The organism is Kitasatospora sp. NPDC127116 (assembly GCF_042677365.1).
GTDB classification, from domain to species: domain Bacteria; phylum Actinomycetota; class Actinomycetes; order Streptomycetales; family Streptomycetaceae; genus Kitasatospora; species Kitasatospora lactacystinica.
The window spans coordinates 1-7,193 of the sequence record NZ_JBHXTL010000188.1 but is presented as its reverse complement, the minus strand read 5'-3'; the positions used below and the strand labels follow the sequence as shown (position 1 = coordinate 7,193).

8 protein-coding genes are annotated in these 7,193 nt (G+C 74.4%); 6 read left to right on the top strand and 2 right to left on the bottom strand.

The genetic code is table 11. The features are described 5' to 3' along the window. The first annotated feature begins 219 nt into the window (after positions 1-219). The 3 genes from ACFVHV_RS40430 to ACFVHV_RS40420 all read left to right on the top strand — a co-directional run bounded on the left by ACFVHV_RS40430 (position 220) and on the right by ACFVHV_RS40420 (position 2,447). Positions 220-1,062, top strand: a complete 843-nt coding sequence (locus ACFVHV_RS40430) for an ATP-binding cassette domain-containing protein (RefSeq protein ID WP_380358456.1) — start codon at positions 220-222, stop codon at positions 1,060-1,062. Further along, positions 1,022-1,897, top strand: coding sequence for an ABC transporter permease (locus ACFVHV_RS40425; RefSeq protein ID WP_359914907.1), 876 nt, complete (start codon positions 1,022-1,024; stop codon positions 1,895-1,897). Before ACFVHV_RS40430 ends, ACFVHV_RS40425 begins: the two co-directional genes overlap by 41 nt. Positions 1,898-2,120: 223 nt before the next feature. Beyond that, a complete protein-coding gene (locus ACFVHV_RS40420; protein WP_359914910.1) occupies positions 2,121-2,447 on the top strand; it encodes a hypothetical protein in 327 nt (108 codons plus the stop codon). Between the two features lie 132 nt (positions 2,448-2,579). Here the strand turns inward: ACFVHV_RS40420 and ACFVHV_RS40415 are convergent, their stop codons facing one another. Beyond that, the gene (locus ACFVHV_RS40415; protein WP_359914913.1) at positions 2,580-3,308 is read right to left on the bottom strand and encodes an NAD(P)H-binding protein; all 729 of its coding nucleotides are present in this window, start codon (positions 3,306-3,308) and stop codon (positions 2,580-2,582) included. A gap of 218 nt (positions 3,309-3,526) precedes the next feature. Here ACFVHV_RS40415 and ACFVHV_RS40410 point away from each other — a divergent pair, with 218 nt between their 5' ends. Then, a complete protein-coding gene (locus ACFVHV_RS40410) occupies positions 3,527-4,069 on the top strand; it encodes a HEAT repeat domain-containing protein (RefSeq protein WP_380358430.1) in 543 nt (180 codons plus the stop codon). A gap of 89 nt (positions 4,070-4,158) precedes the next feature. Here the strand turns inward: ACFVHV_RS40410 and ACFVHV_RS40405 are convergent, their stop codons facing one another. Continuing rightward, positions 4,159-5,103: a hypothetical protein gene (locus tag ACFVHV_RS40405; RefSeq protein ID WP_380358427.1), complete on the bottom strand. Its 945-nt coding sequence runs from the start codon at positions 5,101-5,103 to the stop codon at positions 4,159-4,161. 380 nt (positions 5,104-5,483) lie between these two features. Between ACFVHV_RS40405 and ACFVHV_RS40400 the strand changes: the two genes are divergently transcribed. Next, complete coding sequence (locus tag ACFVHV_RS40400; RefSeq protein WP_359914919.1) at positions 5,484-6,062, top strand: sigma-70 family RNA polymerase sigma factor; 579 nt, start codon at positions 5,484-5,486, stop codon at positions 6,060-6,062. Beyond that, the gene (locus ACFVHV_RS40395; protein ID WP_380358424.1) at positions 6,059-7,114 is read left to right on the top strand and encodes a hypothetical protein; all 1,056 of its coding nucleotides are present in this window, start codon (positions 6,059-6,061) and stop codon (positions 7,112-7,114) included. The genes ACFVHV_RS40400 and ACFVHV_RS40395 overlap by 4 nt, the downstream gene beginning before the upstream one ends. The last annotated feature ends 79 nt before the right edge of the window (positions 7,115-7,193 follow it).

Sequence of the window (7,193 nt, the reverse complement as noted above, 5' to 3'; positions counted from 1 at the left end):
ACCCGCAGCACCCGCAGCACCCGCAGCACCCGCAGCACCCGCAGCACCCGCAGCACCCGCAGCACCCGCAGCACCCGCAGCACCCGCAGCACCCGCTACGCCCGCAGCACCCGCTACGCCCGCAGCACCCGCTACGCCCGCAGCACCCGCTACGCCCGCAGCACCCGCTACGCCCGCAGCACCGGCAGCACCCGGAGGACCCTGCGGGGAGGAGGAGCCATGAGCACCGAGGACGCGGTGGTGTGCCAGGGCCTGGAGTACGTCTTCCGCCACGGCCACGGCAGGACCACCCGGGCCGTCGACCGGATCGACCTGACCGTGCGCACCGGCGAGGTGTTCGGCCTGCTCGGCCCCAACGGCGCCGGCAAGACCACCACCATCCGCGCGATCACCACCCTGCTGCCCGTCGGCGCCGGCATGGTCCGCGTCTTCGGCCACGACGCCACCCGCCACCCCATGCAGGTGCGCCGCCTGCTCGGCTACGTCCCCCAGCAGCTGTCCGCCGACGCCGGGCTGACCGGACGCGAGAACGTCGCCCTGTTCGCCCGCGTCTTCGACGTCCCGCGCGCCGAACGCGCCCGCCGTGTCGCCCAGGCGCTGGCCGCCGTCGACCTCACCGAGGCCGCCGAGCGGATGGCCGCCACCTACTCCGGCGGCATGGTGCGCCGCCTCGAACTCGCCCAGGCCCTGGTCAGCGCCCCGCGCCTGCTCGTCCTGGACGAACCCACCATCGGCCTGGACCCGATCGCCCGCACCGGCGTGTGGGAACGCGTGGACGCCGTACGCGCCGCCACCGGCATGACCGTCCTGGTCACCACCCACTACATGGACGAGGCCGACCGCCACTGCGACCGCATCGCCCTCATGGACCGCGGCCGCATCCGCGCGCTCGGCACCCCCGCCGAGCTCAAGGAGCAGGTCCACCGGGCCGACCCGGCCCGGCCGGACCCCACCCTCGACGACGTCTTCCGCCACTTCGCCGGCCGCCAACTGGCCGACGCGACCGAAGGAGACTTCAGCGATGTCCGCCGAACCCGCCGCACCGCGGGCCGCGTCGGCTGAATCCGCCGGCGCCGCCGGTCCCGCCGGCCCCGACCTGTCCCTGCTGCTGGTGCCCCCGCGCGCCCGCACCGGCTGGCGCCTGGTGCCCGCCCGCATCGGCGCGATGTGCGCCGTCGAACTGCAGAAGCTGCGCCACGACCGCACCGAGCTGTACACCCGGGCGGTCCAGCCGGCGCTGTGGCTGCTGATCTTCGGCCAGACCTTCACCCGCCTCAAGGCGATCCCCACCGGCGGCATCCCGTACCTGGACTTCCTCGCGCCCGGCATCATCGCCCAGTCCGCGATGTTCATCGCGATCTTCTACGGCATCATGATCATCTGGGAGCGGGACTCCGGAGTCCTCACCAAACTGCTGGTCACCCCGACCCCGCGCGCCGCCCTGGTCACCGGCAAGGCCTTCGCCGCCGGGGTGAAGGCCGTCCTGCAGGCCGCGGTGGTGGTGCTGATCGCCGCCGCCCTCGGCGTCGCCATGACCTGGAACCCGCTGCGGCTGCTCGGCGTCGTCGCCGCCGTCCTGCTCGGCTCGGCGTTCTTCTCCTGCCTGTCGATGGCCATCGCCGGGATCGTGCTCACCCGCGACCGCCTGATGGGCATCGGCCAGGCCATCACCATGCCGCTGTTCTTCGCCTCCAACGCCCTCTACCCGATCGCCCTGATGCCCGGCTGGCTCCAGGCCGTCAGCAAGGCCAACCCGCTCAGCTACCAGGTCGACGCGCTGCGCGGCCTGCTCATCGGCACCCCCTCCCACCTGCTCCTGGACTTCGCCGTCCTCGCCTTCGCCACCCTCCTCGGCATCGCCGCCTCCTCCGCCCTCCTCGGGCGCCTCGCGCGCTAGGAGGGCAGGAGGGAACGGACCCCGGACCTGACGGCGTCCCGGGCCACGGTGCCGGGAAACCCGGTGACAAGCGCGCGCCGCACCGGGAGACTTCCTCCCGACAGGCCGACAGGCCGACAGGCCGACAGGCCGACAGGGCAGCAGAGCAGCAGAGCAGCAGAGCGGCAGAGCGGCAGACGGACGGGCCGCCGGGCCGACGGGCCGAACACCGGGAGGCAGCACCGTGGCACTGGCCAGGAAGGGCGCGCGCCGCATCGTCGTCGACGGCGTGGCGTACCGCTGGCGCGTCACCAAGCAGCACTGGTGCTGCGACTTCGAGGGCAGCACCCTGGGCTACGCGGTGGAGGACGCCGCCCACCCCGCGACGACGCTCGTCGTGGACACCGGCCGACCCACCCGGCACACCCCGGACGCGGTGCCCGCCCACGTGGTCATGCCGCGGGAGGTCGCCGCGGGCATCCGCTCCGCGCGCACCGAGGGCTGGACGCCCACCGCCAACGGGTCGCCCTTCAGGCTGCGCCTGTCCGCCGCCGGACCACCGGCCGCCTGACGGGGGCCGGTGGTCCGGCCTGCCGCGCACGCCGCGTCGCCGGGACCGTCGCCGCGTCCGCGCCCGTGTCCGCGTCCGTGTCCGCGTCCGTGTCCGTGCGGCCTCCAGGTGTGCGGGGCCCGGGCGCGCGGGTCAGGAGAGCCAGTCGGCGTAGCGGGTGGGGGCGAGGCGGGCGCGGGGATCGGTCAGGACGTCCCCCTTGACGACGGCGAACATGCCGGCGGTGGGGTCGGTGACGACGGTACGGCTGTCGCCCTTGCGGGACAGGGTGATGCGCCCCAGCTCGTCCAGGGGGAAGATCTCGGGGCCCGCGATGTTGCGGATGCCGCCCAGCGGGGCGCCCGCCGCGACCTCCGCCACCGCACGGGCCACGTCCGCGGAGGCGATCGGCTGGACCGGCGTGGCGGGCAACCGGACGGTGTCGCCGTCGGCGGTCCAGGACAGGACGGCGTCCACGAAGTCCATGAACTGCGTCGCCCGGACGATCGAGTAGGGGATCGGCCCGGCCGTGAGGATGTCCTCCTGGAGCACCTTGGCGCGGTAGTAGGCCAGCTCCGGCACCTGGTCCACGCCGACGATCGAGAGGATGACGAAGTGGCCGACGCCACCGTCGCGGGCCGCGGCCAGAAGGTTCTCCATCGAGGTCCGGAAGAAGTCGAGGGAGGCCTCGTCGAAGGTCGGGGAGTTCGTCAGGTTGACGACGACGTCGGCCCCCGCCACCGCCTCGGTCAGGCCCCGGCCGCTGATGACGTCGGCTCCGGTGGACTTGGAGTGCGGTACCGCCTCGTGCCCGGCGGCGTTCAGATCTTCGACGACCTGCGAGCCGATCAGCCCGGTACCGCCGATGACCGCGAACCTCATGACATGCCTTTCGTCGGGACCATGTCCGCAATATGGCATATGAACCCCGTGCGGGCCTGGCGTGCGCCCACCCGGGCGGGCCGTTCGCCGCGGTCGCGGGAACCGGGCGGGGAACGGGCGGGGAACGGCGCCGGCGCCGGTCCGTGGTGGCGGCGGGCGGTGGCGGCGGGCGGTAAATCCCTTTGCCCGGCGCCGCTTTGCGGCCCGACACTGGGCGCATGCTCGGATTCGTCAGCACCGACAACGAAGCCCTCGTCTCCTGCCTGGGCGACCCCCAGCGCACGGTGGCCGCCTACCGGGAACTGCTGCGCCGCGGGCAGGACGTGCTCGGGTCCGTGCGGGCGGGCCTGTCCCACGAGAACGCGGCCGTGCGGGAGGGCTGCTGCCGGCTGCTGGACCACCTGGTCGACACCGAGTCCATGGACCAGCTCGTCGCCATGGCCGATGACCCGGACGCCCGGGTGAGGACCGCCGCCTTCCACGCCCTGGCCTGCGACCGGTGCAAGGGCGACACGTGCGCACCGGGCGCGGACCGGGTCCTCGAACCCGGGCTGCGCCACCTGGCCGACGATCCCGATCCGGGCGTGCGGGCCATGGCCGCCGAGCTCGTCGGCCGCTTCGCCCGCACCGAGCCCCGGGCCGTGGCCGCCCTGCGGGCCTCCCACGACCGGGACCCGAGCCCGGCGGTCCGCAAGAAGGCGGGCTGGTACATCCCCGGCGGCGCGATCTACGAACGCGCCGCCGCCCGTACGGCCCGGTGAACGGGCCCGGCAGCGGGCCGGGTCAGGACACCGGTCGGACGCGGGTCGGATACCGGTCGGACGCCGGTCGGGCGCCGGTCGGGCGCAGGTCAGGCGTCGGTGTGGCGCACGGGGTGGCCGTCGGGGCCGGTGGTGAGCCAGGAGCCGTCGCCGAGCGGGTGGATGTCGTACGGGTCCGTGGTGCGGGCGTCGAACTCGCCGTGGACGCGGCCGGTGCGGGCGTCGAGGCGGTAGTGGCGGAACCAGTCCTCCTCGTCCTCGTCCTGGCCGACGAGGGTGGCGACGACGGTGTCGGCGCTCAGGTGGCCGCCGCTCCATTCCAGGAAGACCGTGTCCGGGTCGTGCCCGAAGTCGGCGGCGGTGCGGGTGAACAGCACGTCGCCGTCGGGGAAGGCGTGGACGGCGAGGTCGTTCTGGGCGTGGTCGACGGTCAGGAACCGGTGGCCGTCGGGTGACAGGTCGATGAGGCACCGGTCGTCCCAGGGGTAGCGGGCGAGTTCGATCCGGCCGCCGGTCAGCGACGCGCGGTGGATCACGCTGCCGTCCTGCCCCTCGCCGACGTTGAGGAGGACCTGGCCGCTCGCCGGGTGCGCCCGCTGCACGGCGCCGTGCCCGACCGTCTCCAGGTCGGCCCGGGCGAGGACGGTCCCGGTCGCGGCGTCCACGGCGACCCACTGGTCCGGGCGGCCGCGCCCGGCCATGGCGTCGGGCCGGTAGACCCACAGCACCCGCCCGTCCGGGGACAGTTCGCAGCCGGGCCGGTGGCCGAAGACCTCGTCCGCCTCCGGCTCGAACCGCGAGCGCCACAGCTGCGCGCCGTCCGCCCCCACGCAGACGGCCGCGTCGAGCGTGGTGTAGTGGGCGCGGCCCAGGTCGGCGGCGACGGCGTGGCCGACGGCCTCGTCCCCCGGCAGGGGCCGGAAGGCCGCCACGGGGGACAGCGCTCCCACGGCGCCGGCGTGCGGGGCGTAGGCGTGGACGAGCCCGTCGACGAGCCGCGTGGCGGGCCGGACGGCACGGGGGGAGGACACCATCCCCGGAGGCTACCCAACCCCCTGCCGCCGCCCCGCGCGGGGATTTCCGGCGGCCGGTTCACGCGGATGTACCGTGCGGCCTCTTACCCACGAGAGGTTCGCACGGGAGCGGACCGCTGAGAGGGAGGGCGCACGGATGGATCCGCTGACGGCCGCAGCCTTGGCGGCGGTATCGGGCGCGGGGGTGCGCATCACCGCGGTGGTGTGCCGGCACCTGCGACTGCGGTGGCGATCGCACGAGGAGTGCGCGCGCGGGAGGGTCATCGAGGCGCTTGCCCGGGTCCTGCCCGAGGGAGGCCGTTTTCGGGAGGTGCGCGGCGACGGGAGCTCGGTGACGCTGACGGTCCCGCGGCAGCCCGTTCGGCGGGGGTACGGGACGGGTGAGTGACAACGATGCGTACGACGCCGGTGTGTCCCGGCCCCTGCTCACTCCGCAGGGGCCGGAGGGTCTGCTGGCCGCCGACCGGCACTCGACGCGGGAGGACTTCGCGGAGTTCTACCGGCGTTTCACGCCGACGCTGGTCGGCTTCCTGATGTGGCAGGGCGCGCCGACGCGGCTGGCGGCGGATCTGGCCCAGGAGACGATGATCAAGGCTTTCCAGGGGTGGCGGCAGATCCGGTCGCCGGAGTCGTGGGCGCGCAAGGTCGCCTCCCGGGAACTGGTGCGGCACTTCAGCCGGGTCGAGGAGGACCCGGTCGAGCAGGTCCCCGAGACGACGGGTCTGATCCGGCGCTGTCCGGCCGAGTTGGCGGAGTGGGAGAGCCGGCACGAACTCGAGGAGCTGCTGGGTGGCCTTCCGCCCCGCCAGCGGCAGGTCCTGGCCTGGAGCGTGTCCGGCTACAGCCCGTCGGAGATCGCCGAGGAACTGGGGATCGAACCCGCCGCGGTGCGCGCCAATCTGATGAAGGCCCGCCGGGCGGTCGCCCTACGGATGAGGGACCGAGAGGAGGGGGCATGACCGGCAGGTCGGGGCCCGTGGCGGACGGCGGGGCGGTCAACCCGGACGACGAGGCGGTCAACCCGGGGATCACCGCGCGGCTGACGAGTCTCGTCAACGGCCTCGCCGGGTTGCTGGACCTGGAGACCGGTCTGGGGGAGGTCATGGTCCACGCCCGCCACGTCGCCCTGGTCGGGGAACTCGGCACCGTGATCGACCTGGAGACCGGTCTGGCCGAGGTCCTCCGCGAGAACCCGCGCAGGGGCGAGGCGCACGCCCGAGCCGACGGCACCGGGCGGGGACCGGGGCGCCGGGAACTCGACGGGGTCGTGCAGGCACTGGATCCCCAGGTCCGACTGGCCCTGCGCCGACACCCGGTCATCGTGGCCAGCATCCGGGGCGGACTCGTGTCGCGGGCGGTGGACCTGGCCCTGCAGGTCGACCGTGACCTCGCACGCGCCCTGGTCCTCGCGCACGCGCTCGCCCGCACCGTCGCCGACGACCTCGGTCATCTGATCGCGCTTCCACGTGATGTCACCCTGGCCCGCGAGCTGTACCTCGCGGTCGACTTCGCCCTGCACCACGCCCACGACGTCCCCCGGGCACTGACCCGGGCGCGTGTCCTGGCCCACGACCTGGCGCACGATCTGGCGCACGATCTGGCGCGGGACCTCGCCCACCACCGCGCCCAGGACCTCGCGCACGCTCTCGCCCGGGATCTCGCCCGAGCCCTCGCCCGGGACCTCGACCGTGCTCCCGTGCGGGAGCTCGCGCGCGCTCTGGCGCGGGACCTCGATCACGCGGCGGGACCGCTGCTCGGCCTGCCGGGCTGCGGTGCGCTCGGCGCCCTGCTGCTGGACGGTCCGCTCGACGACTTCACCCGGGCCGACCTCAGCGACGTGGACCTGACCCGCGTCGATCTGGCCGGCATGCGCTGGTCCGTGCAGGGCACCCGGTGGCCGTCGGCGACCGATGCCGAGCAGCTCAAGAGCGGGTCACGGGAGAGCCCGCCGGGCTCCGGCGTCTATGTGATCCGGCCGGGGACGTCGACGACGGACTTCACCAGGGTGTGAATCCGTCGGCGCAGGGGGTTCAGGCGTCCGGACAGTCCGGGACCGAGGGCGACGGAACGGCCGCCGAGGGCCTCCGCCA